The following is a 17,357-nucleotide window of genomic DNA, read 5'->3' as shown; positions in this document are numbered from 1 at the left end:
CTTTCTTGATTGGCGCATCGGACATAAAACGCGCTAGATCGGACAAATGAAAACCGGAACCAACCCCATCAGGGTCGGCCTTGCGGCCTATCCCGGATCACAAAGCGCCGCCATATATGGCTTGCAGGACCTGTTTGCTGTCGCCAACCGCTTTCAACAAGATCAGGCCACGCAGATCAGCCCGATGGAAACCGAAACCATCAGTAATTTCCCGGCGCACGGCAGCGCCCTGCGCGCGCTGATCCTGCCCCCCGCGTTGGGGCAAAGGGTTGAGGGCGCGACCGAGCGGCAACTGGTCGCCTGGGTACAGCACCACCACAGGCAGGGGGCGCTGATCTGTTCGATCTGTGCCGGGGCCTTTCCCCTGGCGGCCTCGGGCCTTTTGGACGGTCGGCAGGCCACGACACATTGGGCGCTGGCCCCGGAGTTCGCCAACCGGTTTCCGGCCGTTCACCTTCAGGCGGATCGTCTGGTGGTCGATGATGGCGATGTGATCACCGCAGGCGGGTTGATGGCCTGGACCGATCTGGGTCTGCGGCTGATCGCGCGGTTCATGGGCCCTGCCCTGATGCTCAAGGTGGCGCGGTTCTTTCTGATCGACCCGGGCGAACGCGCGCAGAGCTTTTACAGCTCGTTTTCGCCCAACCTTGCCCATGGTGACACGGCGATCCTGCGGGCCCAACACTGGGTGCAATCCCGCTATGCCCATACGGTGTCCGTGCGGGAGCTTGCAGAGGCCGCGCAGCTTGAACTGCGCACTTTCGGGCGGCGGTTTCAGGCCGCCACCGGGTTTAGCCCGTCAGAGTATGTGCAGCAATTGCGCATCGCCAAAGCGCGCGAGCGGCTGGAGCTGTCACAGGCCAGCATTGACACCATTGCGCACGAAGTTGGCTATCTGGATATCTCGGCGTTTCGCCGCATGTTTCACAAAATCGTCGGCCTGTCGCCGGGCGAATACCGCAAGCGGTTCTCTCCGGCCGTGAAGTAAACCCTTTGATCCGACGCCGGTTCAATCGACCGCAGCTGACGCCACGGTCTTCAGCCCGTTACCACCCCGGTTTTCAACTTAGGCTTACATCTCGGATATCAGCTTCATGGCCGCCATCTTGGCGTGATTTTCTGGCCGTTGCGCGTTGGAAGCGGTCGGCGCGCTAGAGAATGTGGCGATGACGGTGTTGCTGGTGCGGTCAACATACAACACCTGCCCGTAAACGCCCCGCGCTGTGAACACGCCCTTGGCGCGATCGTGAATCCACCAGAAATTTCGATATGCCTGCAGCAACGCGTCGTAGCTGGCTGACCCCTCGCCCTTATAGGCCGAGCGATCGGTAAAGGTGATTTCTTCGTCCGTGGCGGCCTGAATACTTAAGGTGTATTCCTCGGGGAAGACGCGGACACCGTTAAACGTGCCTCCGTCCAGAACGGCAAGCCCAAACCGGGCAAAGTCGCGCAGCGTGGTATTGAACCCCCCGGTCGCAATCGGAACAAACCCGACATCGGTGGTGAAATAAGCGTCGTGTTCGGCCCCGATTTTCGACCAGATGTTTTCGGACACGAACTCGTTCAGGGGCATGCCACTGATCCGCGCGATAAGCCAGCCGATCACATCCACATTGGGCGAGTGGTATTCGAAGACATAACTCGGCTCCAGATCCGGGTTTCCTTCGAACTGCGGCAGGAACTCCAACGTGCTGCGGGGCGTGCTGTCGGTCTGCGGGTCGACCTGCATCAGATCAAAAGCCGGGGTAAGACCCAGTCGGCGGAAGTACTCATAATGGACCGTCCCGGGGCGCAGGTCGGCATAATCTTCGGAATAGTTTAGGGCGCTGACCATGTTCATGACCTGCTGAACGGTCAAATCTGCAAAGGCACCATCGGCCAATTCCGGTATGTACACCTTGATCTTTTCTTGTGGGTCCAGCCTGCCATCGGCCATCAGAATCCCCGCCGCCATCGAGATCAACGATTTGGTCGACGAGGCCCACAGATGGTGGCTGTTTGCCTGAAAGCCGCCGAAATACCGCTCGTACACGATCTTACCGTTCTTGATGACGATAAACCCGTCGGTGTTCTCGGCCTCCAGCGCGTCGAGCACGGTCATCCGTTTGCCGTCATGTTCGAATTCAAGCGGCTCGATGTCGATCGGATCGCCATAGGGTATGTCTACGATTGGCCCGCCCCTGGGCACCATCACCGACGACTGAACGCTCATGTTGCGGAAACCCCAGCGGGAATAAGGCGCAATCGCCTGGTTCATCAGCGTGACCTGACTGTCCGCACTGGCAGGAACACCCTGCATGACGCCCTCCTGCCCAAGCGCCGGATGGACAAGGGCGCAGATTGCTATGCTGAACGATAGGATTGTGCTTTGAAAGTGCTTCATGCGAATGTCCTTGCTGTCTGTGGAACGAAGGAAAATCAGTGGTTGAACCGACTTGTTCATTTCAACCAGACTATTGCGGCAGGTCAAGCCGCCCAGCATATGCCCAAACGTCCTGAACCCTGCGTCATCCGGCAGGTACCCTTGCAACCGATTGCAAGTTTTGTGCGGCGGTGCATAATATCATCCCCATGAAATCCTGTACCAACCTCATCCAAAACCCCGGGTCCCGATCATGAGTGTCACACTGAAAGACGTCGCCGCGCTGGCCGGTGTGTCACGCTCGGCCGTGTCGCGGACTTTTACCGAAGGCGCGTCCGTATCCGCCAAAACCCGCAGCAAGGTTGAAAAAGCGGCGCAGGAATTGGGCTACAGTCCCAATGCGCTGGCCTCGTCCCTGACGACCGGGCGGACGAAATTGATCGGGCTGATTTCCAACAACTTTCACAACCCGATTTTCCTTGAGGTTTTCGACCAGTTCACCCGCGCGTTGCAGGAACGGGGATTGCGACCGCTTATCGTCAACTTGACCGACGAGACCGAGCCCGCCAATTCGGTGCGGATGCTGCGGCAATATTCGGTGGATGCCGCCATCGTCGCCTCATCAACCCTGCCGCCCAGCTTTGCCAAAGCGTTCCATGACGCGGGCGTGCCGGTGGTGCATACCTTCGGGCGTTCAGCCACATCGCCCGAGGTTCACGTTGTGGGGATCGACAACGTCGAATGCGGGCGCATGGCCGCCCGGGAATTGCTGGCCCGCGGGTATAAGCGTGTCGGGTATTTGGGCGGCCCCAAAAATGCCACCTCGGCCATGGACCGGTATCGCGGCTTTATGGAAGAGGTCGAGAATCATTCCGACCTGGAAGTGTCCCACTCATTCGCAGACAATTATTCCTTCGAGGCCGGGCGCGCCGAAATGCTGCGCCTGCTGAAGGGAACCCCGGCCGATGGCTATTTCTGCGGCGATGATATCCTGTCGATTGGCGCGCTTTCGTCACTGTCTGACAACGGGTTGAAACCGGGCAAGGATATCGGGATCATTGGTCTGAACGACATGGAAATGTCGCGCTGGGAAAGCGTAAACCTGACCACGATCCATCAGCCGATCAAGCAGATCATTACCTCATCCGTCGATCTGGTGGAAGAAATGCTGAAAGATCCCACGCGCTATCCCGAAGCGCGAATATTCCCGTGCCGGGTGATTGAGCGGGGCACATTGCGGCCCCGCCTCTGATCAGCGGAACATGGGCGGGCGCGCGTCTTTCCAGGCGCCGTCCTCTTTACCCGACGCCACGGCGGCATGTACTGCGGCAATCGACCGGACACCATCCGATGCACCCGGCAGCCCGTCACGGATTTCGCCCCGGATCGCATCGGCCAGATCGCAATAGATATTGGCCACAGCCAGCGGAAAGCCCTCGGGGTGAGCGATGGCAACGCGCGACAGGCGCTGAACCTCGTCATGCAGCCCGCCTTCACCTTTCTCGACGATCTGCGTGCGCCCGCCAACCGGGGTATAGATCAGTTGATTGGGCTGCTCGGACGCCCAGCACAGACCGCCGGTTTCGCCAAAGACCTGAATGTCGAATCCGTGCTGCCGCCCGATGGCAATGGATGAGGTCCAAAGACGGCCAACCGTGCCACCCTCCATCCGGAAGTTGACCATGGCGTCATCCTCCAGCTCGCGACTTGAAATGGTCGAGGCCATGTCGGCGGACAGAGTTTTGACCTCATCGTCACAGATGAAACTGGCCATGTGCAGCGCGTGAATGCCGCAATCGGCGAACTGGCCGGACACACCCGCCATCGCCGGATCATAACGCCAGCGCACACGCGGGTTGTCGGCATCGGTGGCGTCGCCGTGGTGGCCGTGGCTGAAATTGGTCACCACCAGCCGCACCTTGCCGATATCCCCCGCCCGCACCATGGCCCGCGCCTGCCGCACCATCGGATAGGCCGAATAGCAATAGTTCACCGCGCATATCCGACCCGAGGCTTCGGCCACGCGCACGATCTCCTCGCCCTCTTCCACGGTCATGGTCATCGGCTTTTCGCACAGCACGTTGAACCCGGCCTCAAGAAACGCCTTGGATATCTCGAAATGGGTGGCGTTCGGGGTGGCAATTGTCACCAGATCAATCCGGTCATCGCGATCCTTTTCACCGGCCAGCATGTCCTGCCAGTTGCCATAGGCACGGTCAGCGGCAACGCCCAACCGCTGCGCGTAATCCCGCCCCACCTCGGGGCGGTGATCCAGCGCGCCTGCGGCGAATTCGAACTTCCCGTCCGCCTGCGCCCCCAGACGGTGGGCGGGTCCGATCTGGCTGCCTTCACCACCGCCAATCATGCCCCATTTCAGCTTTGCCATGGTCTTTGTCTCTCTTCAGAATTTGTCGTTAAACGATCAGAAATCGCTGATGTCCTGCCATTGCCGCTGGTCGGACGAGGCCAATGCGGCGGCCAGCACGCGGTTGACCTCATGCCCATCGCGGAAGGTGGGCCAGATCGCTTTGCCGGTATGGATGGCCTGCAGGAAATCCTTGGCCTCGATGATGATCTGGTCCTGATAGCCGGTGCCATGCCCCGGGCCCTGACAGAACGGTTCATAATCCGGGTGGGCCGGGCCGGTCAGGATTTTGGTGAAGCCACGCTGCGCTTCGGGGCCGTCGTGGCGATAGAACCACAGGGCGTTCTGATCTTCCTGATCGAACCGGATCGCGCCCTTGGTGCCCGAAATCTCATAGGCGTAGCCCATCTTGCGTCCGGTCGCGATGCGGCTGACATAGATATTGCCCATCGCGCCATTCGCGAACCGGCACATGATCTGGGCATGGTCATCATTGGTCACCGTGCCACCGGGACGGGTGTGATGAACAGTTTCCACTTCGGCCATGACTGCGGTGATCGACCCGATCAAAGCAAGCGCACCATTGACCATATGCGGGGCAAGATCGCCGATTGTGCCGTTTGCCATCCCCGTGGTGCGCCACGTGGCCGGGGCCTGAGGGTCGGCATAGAAATCCTCGGTATGTTCGCCCCGGAACCAGGTGATATCCCCGATATCGCCATTGGCAATCAACTGCCGCGCAAATTGGGTTGCCGGTGTGCGGATATAGTTGAACCCAACCATATTGGTCACCCCGGCGGCCTCGGCCGCGTCGACCATCGCCTGACCGTCCTCAAGCGACGCGCCCAACGGCTTTTCGCACAGCACCGGCTTGCCCAGCGCAAAACCCGCCTCGGCGATCTGTCGATGCGTTGTCTGGGGCGAGGCGATGACGATGGCCTCGACCTTCGGGTCGTTGACCAGCACACGCCAATCGCCGGTCGCGCGGTGGAAACCATAGGCGGCCCTATACCGTTCCGCGCTGTCCGGATTCGAGGCGCATATCATCTCAAGACGCGGGCGCAGCGCTGTGTTGAACACCGCCCCCACCGCCGACATGGCAACGGAATGAGCTTTGCCCATATAGCCGCCACCTATGATTCCAATTCCGATTTCAGGCATCTGCCACGGCTCCGAACATATCATTTGCAACCGGTTGCAAAATCAGTATCGTGTGAATCGATTCAACGCAAGGTCCAAACTTTGCCGACCCCATTTTGCCGGAGGACATGACGTGAGCGCTTTGATGGACGGTATCAAAGGAAACCGTTTCGCCGTTCTGGGGCGGGCTGGCATGGACCTGTACGCAGACCCGGTTGGCGTCAAAAGCGAGGACGCCGATACGTTTCACGCCGATCTGGGCGGATCGTCCGCGAATATCTGCGCGGGTCTGGTCAAACTGGGCAGTCAGGCGGCCTTGGTCACCTCGGTCTCGGACGATGCGATTGGCCGCTTTTGCGTGAACCGGCTGCGCCACTACGGCGTCGATACCTCGCATATTCGCGTGGTGGGCGGTGAATATCGCATGTCGCTGGCGGTCTACGAAAGCCGGGCCGAGGATTTCCAGAACGTCATCTATCGCAACGGCGCTGTCGATTTTCAGGTCACTGAAGAGGATATGGACAGGGTCGACTATGACGCATTCACCGCACTGATCTCGGCCGGGACTGTATTTGCCGCCGAACCGTCCCGCAGCGCCACGTTCCGGGCCTTCGACAACGCCCGCAAGGCCGAGTTGCCGGTGATCTTCGACATCGACTATCGCCCCTATAGCTGGCCCTCCGCGCAGGTGGCCGCCGACGTGCTGTCGCGCGCGGGTGACGCATGTGACCTGATCGTTGGCAATGATGAAGAGTTCGGCTTTATGGCCGGTGGCATCGAAAAAGGTTTTGCCAAGGCCAGAGAGCTGGCCGAAAAACCCGGCCGTATCGTCATCTACAAGATGGGTGAAAAAGGCGCGATCACCCTGACCGACGGGCAAGAGATTCACACAGGCATCTATCCGGTCACCGCCGTCAAACCCAATGGCGCGGGCGACAGTTTCATGGCCGGGCTGCTGGCCTCGGTCGCGGCGGGGCATTCTTTGAAAGACGCAGTCATGCGCGGCTCTGCCTGTGCTTCGATCGTGGTGTCCCAACCCGGCTGCGCGCCTGCCATGCCCACCACATCCGAGTTGGACGCGTTCCTTACCGATCATCCCAGCCCGACCCCGTAGGAGTATCCAATGCATATCGCGCCCTATGACAATCAGAACAAACCCATTGTCGATGCCGACGACCCGACGGTGCCGCTGAATTACTTCAACATCGTCAAACTGAAAAAGGGTGAGGCGTTCGAATATCAGGTGCCGGGGTACGAAACCTGCATCGTGCCCGCAACCGGCAGTGTCGATGTCGAAATTGAAGGCGTCCGCTTCGACAGTCTGGGCAATCGGGGCGAGGATGTCTGGGACGGCGAGCCGGAAGGTGTCTATGTACCGGTCGGTGCCGAAGCTCTGTTGGTCTGCCTGTCGGATGAGGCTGAAGTGTTCATCGCCGGTGCGAAATACGACAAGGTGCTGGACCCGTTCGATGTTCGTAAACATGACCTTGTCCAATACGGCAGCGACGACACCAAAACCCATCGCAAGATCAAGCATATCCTGGGCCAGAAACAGCAGGACAAGGTCGGTCGTCTGCTGGTCAGCGAATTGTTTACAGTTGGCCAGGGCGGCTGGTCGGGTTTTCCCAGCCACAAGCACGACACCAACCGCCTGCCCGATGAAACCCGCCATGATGAGACCTATAATTTCCGTTTCAAACCCAACTGGGGGTCGGGCCTGCAGATGCTGCAACGTGAAGATAACGAGCCGGGTGATGCCTATCACATCGTCGACGGCTCAACGATCTGCATCGACAAGGGCTATCACCCCTGCTGCGTTTTGCCGGGGTACGAGATGTATTACTTCACCATCCTCGGCGGGCTGACCCAGCGCTCTCTGGTGCAATATTTCCAACCGACACATGCCTATCAGATCGAAACCATCCCGGGCATCAAAGACATGATTGCAAAGTTCAAATGACCCTTGTCACACTGAAAGACGTCCTTACGCCCGCATACACGCGGGGCTATGCGGTTGGCGGCCTTGTCACCCTTGGGTGGGAGGATATGCGCGCCTATGTGGCCGCGGCCGAGGCTGAAAACGCACCTGTCATCCTGCAAGCTGGCCCCAGCTGCCGCGACCACACACCCCTGCCCGTTCTGGGCAAGATGTTCCGCCATCTGGCCGAGAATGCTTCGGTCCCCGTAGTGGCTCATCTGGACCACGGCTATACGTTCGAGGACTGCAAGATCGCCCTCGACAGCGGGTTTACCTCGCTAATGTTCGACGGCTCGCGCAAGCCGTTGCAGCAAAATATTGATGAGACCGCCGCGATTGCCGAAATGGCCCATGCAGCCGGAATCTCCTGCGAAGGCGAGATCGGGTTTGTCGGCTACTCCGGGGGTGAAGGCTCCAACGGCACCGACCCTGATGAGGCGGCGCAATTCGCCAAAGAATCCGGCGTGGATGCGATGGCGATCTCGGTCGGGAATGTGCATTTGCAGGAAAACAAGGAAGGCGGTCTGGACGAGGACCGCATTGCCCGGATCGACGCCATGACCAATGTGCCGCTGGTCATCCACGGCGGCTCGGGCGTGCCAGTGGAACAACGCGCGCGGCTGGCGCGCGAAACCTCGATCTGCAAGTTCAACATCGGAACCGAATTGCGCATGGCATTCGGGGCCGCCCTGCGAGAGGCGGTGACCCGCGACCCCGACCGGTTCGACCGCGTTACCATCCTGAAAGAGACCCAAGACCCGGTCGAAGCCGCAGCCCGTTTAGTCATCCGCGCCTTTGGTGCGCCGCCTCAGAGATAGCAGCGCACAGGTTCAGATCGACCCGCCTTCGACCATGAAATTCCCGGCGCTGCACATGGCTGCGTCATCAGAAGCAAGAAACACCACCATTCGCGCCACGTAGACCGGATCAATCGAATCCGGCAGGCATTGCCGATCCACTTGCTTGGCCAATGCCTCGGGCGTGACCCACAGGTCTTTCTGACGCTCTGTCATGATCCAGCCCGGCACCACAGTGTTCACCCGAATACGGTGATCGCCCAGTTCACGCGCCATGGTTCGGGTCAGGCCGTGAACGGCGGATTTGGCGGTGGCATAGGCCGGAAACCCGGCCCCGGCCTCCCACCACGAATTCGATCCGAGATTGACGATAGACCCGCCACCTCGTTCGATCATTCCCGGCGCGACCGACTGGATGGCAAAGAACATATGGCGGATATTGGTGGCCATACGCTCATCCCAATACTCCGGCGTCACCTCGCGCCAGTCATGGCGGTCATCATGGGCGGCGTTGTTGACCAGCACATGAGCGTCGCCCAACTCATCCACCAGTTGGCGCAGCGCCACCTGCAGCGCAGTGATATCGCGCAGATCGCATTGCGCAAAGGCGTGCGCGCCGTCCAGTTCGGCCAGCAGCGCCTGCCCGGCATCCGCGTTTATGTCCAAAAAGCCGACCTTTGCCCCCTGGGCCACAAAGGCGCGCACCGTTTCCGCGCCGATGCCGCCCGCACCGCCGGTAATGAAAACGGTCTTGCCGCTCAAACTGGGATAGTTGGCAAAATCTGGGGTCATCCGTCACGCTCCATGATCCATTCGACCTCGGGGGCCGCCACAAAACGCCATTTCCGCAAAGGCCCGGCCATGACGTTCAGATAGTACATCTCAAACCCATAGGGCGCACCGCAAGGGTGATGACCGCGCGGGACAGTCACAACATCGCCATCCGAAACCGCCATCGTCTCATCCAACTGCCCATCATCCGTGTAAACCCGCTGAATCCCAAACCCGTTGGCCGGGTTCAGACGGTGGTAATAGGTTTCCTCCAGATAGGTGATGCGGGGGTAATCATCCTCGTCATGGCGGTGGCTGGGGTATGAGGACCAATGCCCGTTTGGTGTAAAAACCTCGGTCACCAGCAGGCTGTCGGCGCAATCTTCGGCCTCCATCGCGATGTTGTTGATATGGCGCGTGTTCACCCCCTTGCCACGCTCGGTCAGGGTTATGCCATCCGGGCCGATGCGGCGTGCCGCGTGTCCACCCTTGCCGGGGGCCGAGCAGACGGCGATGACACAATCGGTTTCGGCCACGGCCTCCCACTCGGTTCCGTTTGGCAGATACAGGCAATGGGGCGGCGATTTTTCGAACACATTCATCCGGTCACCCAGAACGCCCCAATCCTGCCCGGCCCCGGTGATCTGCGCCTTGCCCTCGACCATCACCAGAATGACCTCGCGATCACCCGTGGCCTCAGCTGCCCGGTCGCCCGCGCGCAGGTGGTAAAGGCCGAACCCGACATAGCGCCACCCGGCACTGGCCGGGGTGATATCGTGGACCTTGCCGCGGGTGCCGACGGGTTTCTTGAGCAGGTCTGCCATATTTGTCTCCACTAAGGACGGGCACAGGACCCGCCCGGTTCTTGTTTCAGGCAGCTTGCCGTGTGTGCAGCGCCAGGAACGCTTCGGCCAATTGCGCCCCGTTCCAGCCCTCGGCCACCGCCCGGCGCAGAATGTCGGCCTGACTTTCCGGCGCGTTGCCCCCGATCGGAGGGTCCGTGTCCAGATTGGTCGGAAAGGCATACCCCTCGGCCGTGGCTGCAATCGCCGCGTCCAGTTCGGGGGTGGTCAGGGCACCGCGTTGTTTCAGGGCCACCAGCGATGGAAAGACGGCCTTGGACATCGCGTGCCGGTCAACCGCCTCCATCGCGCGCCCGAAGGCGGACGAGATTTGCAGCAGGTTCGCCATGCGGTGAATATCGGTGCTGCTGTTTTCGCCCGCCGCGTGGAACAGTGCCGGGTTAAAGAACACCGCGTCGCCCTTTTGCAGGGGTAGTTGGATATAGCTGTCTTCGAAATGCGCCCGGTGCGCCGCGTCGTGGAAGGCCAGATAGCCGGGTGGATAAAGCTGCGAAAACGGCAACAGCTTGGTTGGCCCGCTTTCCACCGGCATATCGCAATGGGCCACCGCCCCCTGCAACGTCAGCGAGGCCGTGACCAGATGGGCGTGCGCCGGATAGCGCGCTGCGTTTTCAGCACTTTGGAACCCCAGATGGTAATCCCGATGCGCCTGCTGCGCCTTGCCCCCGGGCCGCACCTGATTGATCTGTGCGGTGATCTGATAGTTGGGCCCAAGCCACGCCTCACACGCCGCCGCAATCGTCGTGTTCCCGAAGTACAGTGCAAAACCTTCGGGATCGCGCAGGCATTGTTTCTGCAACGCGTTCCAGATCCGGTCATTCGCGCCCGAGGCAGCAAAATGGTCGCCTTCACCTGCCCCGCTTTGGCGTTCTTCCTTGATGATCTGGCGAAAGACGTCGCTTGCCCGGTCGATCACCGATGTGTCGGCATAGGCCCCTTTCAGAACGATCACCCCGGCCGATTTGTCCAGCACACGGCCCCACTCCGCCAGCAGCGCGCGGCGCTGATCACTGTCCTCCAACGCCGGGCGCAGGGCTTGCATGTCATAGATCGGCACGTTCTTTTCAATCGCCGCGGCAAAGGGAACCGCCGCCGCCAAAAGGTTCTGCGAGGTCAACACCTTGAATTCATCCAGATCACAGGAGTCCCGGTCGAAATAGCCGACAAAACCCAGTTCTTGGTTCACCATGACAGTCTCCTTTCGCATGGCTGCGGTGTTGGTCATTGGGGCGGAGTGTCAGGCCGTGATCTCCAACCCCGCCTGCTCGCAGACATCGACGATGTGTTCATACCCTTTCCTGGAATACTCATAGGGCGGTGCCTTGGCCGGGTCCTGTTCGGCCTCGACCACGATCCAGCCGTCGTAATCCATCGCCTTCAGCGCATTGGCAACAGCCTGAAAATCAACACACCCATCGCTGGGAACGGTAAAGGCACCGGCGATGACCGCGTCCAGAAAACTGCGGTTGTTTTCGCGGGTGTCCTGCACGACCGCCGGGCGGATATCCTTGAAATGCACGTGATGCACGCGGTCGCCCCAACGGTTCAGGGTGGCCATCACATCGCCGCCGCCGAACAACAGATGGCCGGTGTCAAAGCACAGCTTCACCTCCGGCCCTGCCCCCTCCATCAGCCAGTTCACTTCATCTTCGCTTTCGATGATCGTGCCCATATGGTGGTGATAGGCCATCGGCATTCCCTGATCGGCCATCCATTTCGCCAGTTCGGTGATCTTGGCCGCATAGGCCAGCACCTCATCCCGCGACAGCTTTACCCGGTCGTTGACCGGCGTCCCGATCTGGCCCTGCACGGTGTTGGAGCATTCGGCATAGACAATACACGGGCTGTTTAGCGCCACGAACTGTTCGACCTGTTCGCGCACCGCCTCGCGCTCGGTCGCGAAGTCGTTGACCAGCGATGCGCCGGAACACCATCCGCCACACAAGGCGATGTCATTGCCATCCAGATAGGCGCGCAGACCTTCGGTATCGCCCGGCATCCGCCGGCCGCGTTCCACGCCGGTATAGCCGATCTCGCGCGCTTCTTTCAGCGCTTGCTCCATGGTGTAGGCTGCCGTCAAATCCGGCAGATCATCATTCTGCCACGCGATCGGAGAGATCCCGATTTTCACGCTCATTTCGTGTTTCTTTCCTTGATCGCGACCTCATAGGCCGCGCGTTTTTCGTTGACTTCGGGGCGGGTGCTGACCTCGGGCACCGCCACTTCCCACCAGGTGCCGCCATATTCGGTCGACGGGTAGGGGTCGGTGTCGATGACCACCACATAAGGGCCGTTGATGTCACCGCGTTTGGCCAAGGCTTCCTCCAGCCCGGCAATCGAGCCGACCTTGACCGAGGTCGCCCCCATCGCCGCCGCATGGGCGGCGAAGTCGATGGCCGAGGGCGTGTCATGTACCGCATGATCCAGAAGGTTGTTAAATTCGGCCCCACCGGTGCCCATCTGCAAGCGGTTGATGCAGCCAAAGCCCCGGTTGTCGGTGATGACCACGGTGAAGGACACCCCCATCATCGCCGCCGTCGCCATTTCAGAGTTCGCCATCATATAGGTGCCGTCGCCGGTAAAGCAGATCACATCGCGTTCGGGCTGGGCCATCTTGATGCCCATGGCACCGGCGATTTCATACCCCATGCAGCTGAACCCATATTCCATGTGATAGGCCCCAGGACGCGGCGCTTTCCACAGTTTGTGCAGCTCGCCGGGCATGGTGCCTGCGGCGCACATGACCACCGTATCGTCATGCGCGGCGCGCTGCACCGCGCCCACCACCTGCATATCGGTCGGCAAGGCGTTGCCGTCACCCGGCGCGTCGGTCAGCGCATCGACCTTGCCGAACCAGTCCGATTTCAGCGTATCGGCCACGGGGTCCGCGCGGTATCCCGGCAGGGCAGTGCCCAACGCCTGCAACCCGACACGGGCGTCGGATTGCAACGGCATGGCACCGTGTTTCTCGGCGTCATAGGCGGCGGTGTTCAGGCAGATCATCTCGCGCTCAGGGTTCGAGAACAGCCCCCACGAACCGGTGGTGAAATCCTGCAGGCGTGTGCCGACCGCCAGCACCAGATCAGCCTCGGCGCAGGTGGCATTGGCAGGCTCACCGCCGGTTACGCCCACGGGTCCAAGGTTCAGCGGGTGATCCCAGGCCAGTGCCGATTTGCCCGCCTGTGTTTCGACAACCGGGATGTTGTGGGTCTCAATAAAGCTTTGCAATGCGTCGGTCGCACCTGAGTAATGCACACCGCCCCCGGCCACGATAACCGGGCGCTTGGCCGCCTTGATGGCCGCAACGGCGCGGGTAAGTTCCCCCTCATCCGGGCGGATGCGGCGCTGATACCAGACGCGCGGTTCAAAGAAGCTTTCGGGATAATCATAAGCCTCGGCCTGCACGTCCTGACAAAAGGCCAGCGTCGCCGGCCCGCAATCGGCCGCGTCCGTCATCGTGCGAAAGGCGCGCGGCAGGGCGGTCAGCAGATGCTCGGGGCGCGAGATACGGTCGAAATAGCGGCTGACCGGGCGGAAACAGTCATTGGCGCTGACCGTGCCGTCTCCGAAATCCTCGATCTGTTGCAAAACCGGGTCGGGCCCGCGCGTGGCAAAGACATCGCCGGGCAACAGCAGAACCGGCAGGCGGTTCACATGCGCCAGCGCCGCCGCCGTCACCATATTGGTGGCCCCTGGCCCAATCGAAGACGTCACCGCCATGGCTCGCGTCCGCCGCATCTGTTTGGCATAGGCAATCGCGCAATGCGCCATGGTTTGCTCATTGTGCCCGCGATAAGTTGGCAGACTGTCTTTAACGCCATGCAGCGCCTCGCCCAGCCCGGCCACGTTGCCATGGCCGAAAATGGCCCAGACACCGGCGATAAAGGGCTCTCCGGCCTCGTTCATCTGCGCGCCCAGATACCGCACCAGAGCCTGCGCAGCGGTCAATCGGATTGTCTTGCTCATCATGATCCCTTTCAACACATGCCGCCCCGGGCAAACTGTCGAGTTTCACATTTTCCATGGTTTCAGGCCGTTTTGCACGGCCATATTGTTTGTGGCAAACCTGCGCCACTTAGTCTTTGGATGCCCCGCCCTGTCAGCCAGGGCACCCGGGTTTTCTGGCTTTAGACAGTTCCGCCCAAAGACCCTTCTAGCTGTGCCATTTCCTGACCCCCGGCCATAAGGTCCTGCAATTCCTCGGGCGTGATTTCACCGCGCGTAGCTGTGCCCAGGGTCTTGCCCCGGTTCAGCACGGTAAAGCGATCCCCTACCGCCAACGCGTGGCGCACGTTGTGGCTGATAAAGACGACTCCGATACCCTGGTTGCGCACCCGGTCAATGGTGGCCAGAACATTCGAGGTCTGGCGCACACCCAGCGCCGAGGTCGGCTCGTCCAAAATCAGGATTTTCGCACCGAAATACACGGCGCGGGCAATGGCAACGGTCTGACGTTCACCGCCCGAAAGGGTTCCCACTGCCTGATCCGGGCCGCGCAGGTTGATGCCCATCTTGCGCATCTCTTCCATACAGACGTCATTGGCCTGATCCACATCGAACCGCTTCAACAGGCCCCTTCCTTTGGTCGGCTCGCGCCCCATGAAGAAATTGCGTGTCACGCTCATCAGCGGGATCATCGCAAGATCCTGAAACACGGTGGCAATGCCTGCCTCCATCGCGTCGCGAGGCGTGTCGAAATGCAGCGGCTTGCCCTCGAAAAAGATCTCGCCCTTGGTGGGTTTATGCACACCGGACATGGTCTTGATAAAGGTCGACTTGCCCGCACCGTTGTCGCCCAGAAGGCAGTGACATTCGCCCGGTCTGACGTCAAAGCTGACACCGGCCAGCGCGATGATGTTGCCAAAGTGTTTTTCGATGTCTTTCATCTGCACGATCGGGGCCTTATCGCCCGTCGCATCGCCATGATGGAACTTGGTATCTTCGGTCATATCAGCGCTCTCCGGTTACGCGTTTGCGGATCGCGTTGTTGAACAGAACGGCAATCAGCAGCATGGCACCCAGGAAGACCTGGAACCAGTCCTGATCAAAGTCGGTATAGGTCAGGCCAATCACCACCATGCCAAAGATGATCGAGCCGAAGAACGCCCCGATGGCCGACCCATAGCCGCCAGTCAGCAAGCAGCCACCGATAACCGCCGCGATGATCGCCTCGAATTCCTTTTGGAAGCCGCGGCGCGCATCGGTCGACCCCGCATCCATCACAGTGATGATCGCCACCAGCGCGGCGCAGCAGGCCGTCAGCATGAACAGCGAGACCTTGACCCGGTTGACCGGCACGCCCGAGTTTGACGCCGCAACCTTGTCGCCACCGGATGCGAAAATCCAGTTCCCCGCCGGTGTCCGCAACAGCACATAGGTCGCCACCAGCGTGATCACGACGAACCACAGGATTTCAACCGGAATACCAGGCACCTTGGGCGCGCCGTTTTTGAATGTCGCGATGACCCCGGTTTCGGCCAGCCAGGCAAAAAGGCTGCCGAATGCCTCGCCCGAGAAAACCGGCGCAAGCCAGTCGTTTTCGACCTGATCGCGTACACCGCGCAGCTGCGTGGACCCACCCGTGGCCAACTTCAGACCAACCAGCGACAGACCGCGAAGAATGAACAGAAACGCCAGCGTCACAATAAAGGACGGCAAGCCCGAGCGGATCACGATATTGCCGTTGATCGCGCCGACCGCCGCCGCAAACACAAACGTCATGGGGATGGATAGGATCAGCGGCAATTGCCAAGTCACCACGCAGACACCGAAAAACAGGCCGGAAAAAGCAACCATCGAACCAATCGACAGGTCGAACTCTCCGCCAATCATCAGCAGTGCGGCCCCGATGGCAAGAATGCCCAGCTGAGCCGCAGGCGTCATGAAATTCATGATCCCGGCCAAGGTGAACATCGAGCTGTCCGCGGTGATCGCGAAGAAGATGAACACCAGAATGACACCGGCCATGGCGCCAAGCTCGGGGCGTTTCATTAACTTGGTCAGAAAAGGTTCTTTCTTGACCCTTTCGTCCGCTGCACCTTGCGCTGACTGACTCATCATTCCCTCCCGGTTCGATTGAAACGGCGCAGGCCGCGCCGTTTCATGTGTCACTGTCCAACAGGCTTAGCGGATGCCCTGAGACGACAGTTCAATCACCTGTCCGGCCTTGTCCCCTGTCACCAGGTTCGGGCCCGAAGGAACATCGCCACCCGGCATCAGACCGTATTTGGCGTGCAGGCCCATGAAGTTCACCGCCAGATAACCTTGCAGGTATTGCTGCTGGTCAATCGCAAAGGCCGCATCCCCGTCGACGACCGACTGCAGGAAGTTGGCCGACAGGTCGAAGGACGCGACGTTTACGTCCCGGCCCGAGGCCTTGGCTGCGGCCACCGCAGGCTCGCCCGCCGAACTGGCACCCAGTGCCATGACCGTGTCGACGCTTTCATCCGACGCCAGGGCAGCGGCCACTTTCGATTCAATCTCGGACGGGTCGTTCGACGTTGGCAAAACCGAGACATTGCCGCCAAACCCTTCGGCGAAGCCTTCGCAGCGCAGATCCAGCGACACGTTGCCAACCTCGTGGTTGACGCAGATCGCATTGCTGCCGCCCATGGACGCCAGTGCCGCACCGGCCGCCTTGCCCGCGTCGAATTCGTCTTGTCCGACATGCAGCAGAGCGCCCAGTTCTTTTGCGACCTCAGCACCTGAGTTGATCGAGATCACCGGGATACCGGCGGCAACCGCGCGTTCGATTGACGGGCCAAGCGCGTCCGCATCGGGGATCGAAACGATCAGCCCATCGGGTTCCTGATTCACGGCGGCGTCGATCAGTTGCGACATGGCCACCATGTCAAAGGTCTCAGGCGCGCGGTATTCGACGTTGACGCCAACGTCCTTGCCCGCCTGCTCTACCCCGTTCTTGACGACGTTCCAGAACGCATCATTCGCCTGACCGTGAGATACGACCACGATCTCTTGCGCAAATGCAGGCGTGGCCAGGGCCAATGCGCTGGCAGCCAGCGCGCCTTTTACGAACTTATTCATTTGGTTTCCTCCCATAAGAACAGTTTGTCTTTTTGTC

At 60.4% G+C, this 17,357-nt stretch carries 16 protein-coding genes; 5 read left to right on the top strand and 11 right to left on the bottom strand.

What is annotated here, in order from left to right; genetic code table 11:
- Window positions 1-46 precede the first annotated feature (46 nt).
- Window positions 47-988 carry a GlxA family transcriptional regulator gene (locus JT51_RS19850; protein WP_037317129.1) on the top strand — a complete coding sequence of 314 codons (942 nt, stop codon included), beginning with the start codon at window positions 47-49 and terminating at the stop codon, window positions 986-988.
- 84 nt (window positions 989-1,072) lie between these two features.
- Here the strand turns inward: JT51_RS19850 and JT51_RS19845 are convergent, their stop codons facing one another.
- Window positions 1,073-2,383, bottom strand: coding sequence for a serine hydrolase domain-containing protein (locus JT51_RS19845; RefSeq protein WP_037317282.1), 1,311 nt, complete (start codon window positions 2,381-2,383; stop codon window positions 1,073-1,075).
- Window positions 2,384-2,615: 232 nt separating this feature from the next.
- On the opposite strand from JT51_RS19845, the gene JT51_RS19840 reads away from it, so the two are divergent.
- Complete coding sequence (locus JT51_RS19840; protein WP_037317127.1) at window positions 2,616-3,614, top strand: LacI family DNA-binding transcriptional regulator; 999 nt, start codon at window positions 2,616-2,618, stop codon at window positions 3,612-3,614.
- On the opposite strand, the gene JT51_RS19835 is transcribed toward JT51_RS19840, so the two are convergent.
- A complete protein-coding gene (locus tag JT51_RS19835; RefSeq protein ID WP_037317125.1) occupies window positions 3,615-4,748 on the bottom strand; it encodes a Gfo/Idh/MocA family protein in 1,134 nt (377 codons plus the stop codon). It abuts the gene before it with no gap.
- A gap of 36 nt (window positions 4,749-4,784) precedes the next feature.
- Window positions 4,785-5,888, bottom strand: coding sequence for a Gfo/Idh/MocA family protein (locus JT51_RS19830; RefSeq protein ID WP_037317123.1), 1,104 nt, complete (start codon window positions 5,886-5,888; stop codon window positions 4,785-4,787).
- Window positions 5,889-6,012: 124 nt separating this feature from the next.
- On the opposite strand from JT51_RS19830, the gene iolC reads away from it, so the two are divergent.
- From iolC to JT51_RS19815, 3 genes are read left to right on the top strand one after another with little or no spacing between them, the layout of a single operon-like run.
- On the top strand, window positions 6,013-6,981 hold the full coding sequence (gene iolC / locus JT51_RS19825; RefSeq protein WP_037317121.1) for a 5-dehydro-2-deoxygluconokinase: 969 nt from the start codon (window positions 6,013-6,015) through the stop codon (window positions 6,979-6,981).
- Window positions 6,982-6,990: 9 nt separating this feature from the next.
- Window positions 6,991-7,827, top strand: a complete 837-nt coding sequence (locus JT51_RS19820) for a 5-deoxy-glucuronate isomerase (protein WP_037317119.1) — start codon at window positions 6,991-6,993, stop codon at window positions 7,825-7,827.
- Entirely contained in the window at window positions 7,824-8,663 is an 840-nt protein-coding gene (locus JT51_RS19815) for a class II fructose-bisphosphate aldolase (RefSeq protein WP_037317117.1), read from the top strand. Before JT51_RS19820 ends, JT51_RS19815 begins: the two co-directional genes overlap by 4 nt.
- 12 nt (window positions 8,664-8,675) lie before the next feature.
- Here JT51_RS19815 and JT51_RS19810 read toward each other — a convergent pair whose 3' ends face one another.
- The 8 genes from JT51_RS19810 to JT51_RS19775 form a co-directional block, all read right to left on the bottom strand.
- Entirely contained in the window at window positions 8,676-9,434 is a 759-nt protein-coding gene (locus tag JT51_RS19810) for an SDR family NAD(P)-dependent oxidoreductase (protein ID WP_037317114.1), read from the bottom strand.
- Window positions 9,431-10,237 (bottom strand): 5-deoxy-glucuronate isomerase, encoded by an 807-nt coding sequence (gene iolB, locus JT51_RS19805; protein WP_037317111.1) that lies wholly within the window; start codon window positions 10,235-10,237, stop codon window positions 9,431-9,433. The genes JT51_RS19810 and iolB overlap by 4 nt, the downstream gene beginning before the upstream one ends.
- A 46-nt stretch (window positions 10,238-10,283) precedes the next feature.
- On the bottom strand, window positions 10,284-11,465 hold the full coding sequence (locus tag JT51_RS19800; RefSeq protein WP_037317278.1) for a phytanoyl-CoA dioxygenase family protein: 1,182 nt from the start codon (window positions 11,463-11,465) through the stop codon (window positions 10,284-10,286).
- 48 nt (window positions 11,466-11,513) lie between these two features.
- Window positions 11,514-12,413 carry a myo-inosose-2 dehydratase gene (iolE, locus tag JT51_RS19795; protein WP_037317108.1) on the bottom strand — a complete coding sequence of 300 codons (900 nt, stop codon included), beginning with the start codon at window positions 12,411-12,413 and terminating at the stop codon, window positions 11,514-11,516.
- Window positions 12,410-14,242: a 3D-(3,5/4)-trihydroxycyclohexane-1,2-dione acylhydrolase (decyclizing) gene (gene iolD, locus JT51_RS19790; protein ID WP_037317105.1), complete on the bottom strand. Its 1,833-nt coding sequence runs from the start codon at window positions 14,240-14,242 to the stop codon at window positions 12,410-12,412. The genes iolE and iolD overlap by 4 nt, the downstream gene beginning before the upstream one ends.
- A gap of 161 nt (window positions 14,243-14,403) precedes the next feature.
- Window positions 14,404-15,225, bottom strand: coding sequence for an ATP-binding cassette domain-containing protein (locus JT51_RS19785; RefSeq protein ID WP_051927657.1), 822 nt, complete (start codon window positions 15,223-15,225; stop codon window positions 14,404-14,406).
- Between the two features lies 1 nt (window position 15,226).
- Complete coding sequence (locus JT51_RS19780; RefSeq protein ID WP_037317273.1) at window positions 15,227-16,333, bottom strand: ABC transporter permease; 1,107 nt, start codon at window positions 16,331-16,333, stop codon at window positions 15,227-15,229.
- A 66-nt stretch (window positions 16,334-16,399) separates the two neighbouring features.
- Entirely contained in the window at window positions 16,400-17,320 is a 921-nt protein-coding gene (locus JT51_RS19775; protein WP_037317102.1) for a sugar ABC transporter substrate-binding protein, read from the bottom strand.
- Between the last annotated feature and the right edge of the window lie 37 nt (window positions 17,321-17,357).

It is taken from the genome of Ruegeria halocynthiae, from assembly GCF_000743705.1.
Lineage (GTDB): Bacteria > Pseudomonadota > Alphaproteobacteria > Rhodobacterales > Rhodobacteraceae > Ruegeria > Ruegeria halocynthiae_B.
The sequence above is the reverse complement of the archived record's forward strand: the minus strand, read 5'-3'. Positions and strand labels throughout refer to the sequence as shown.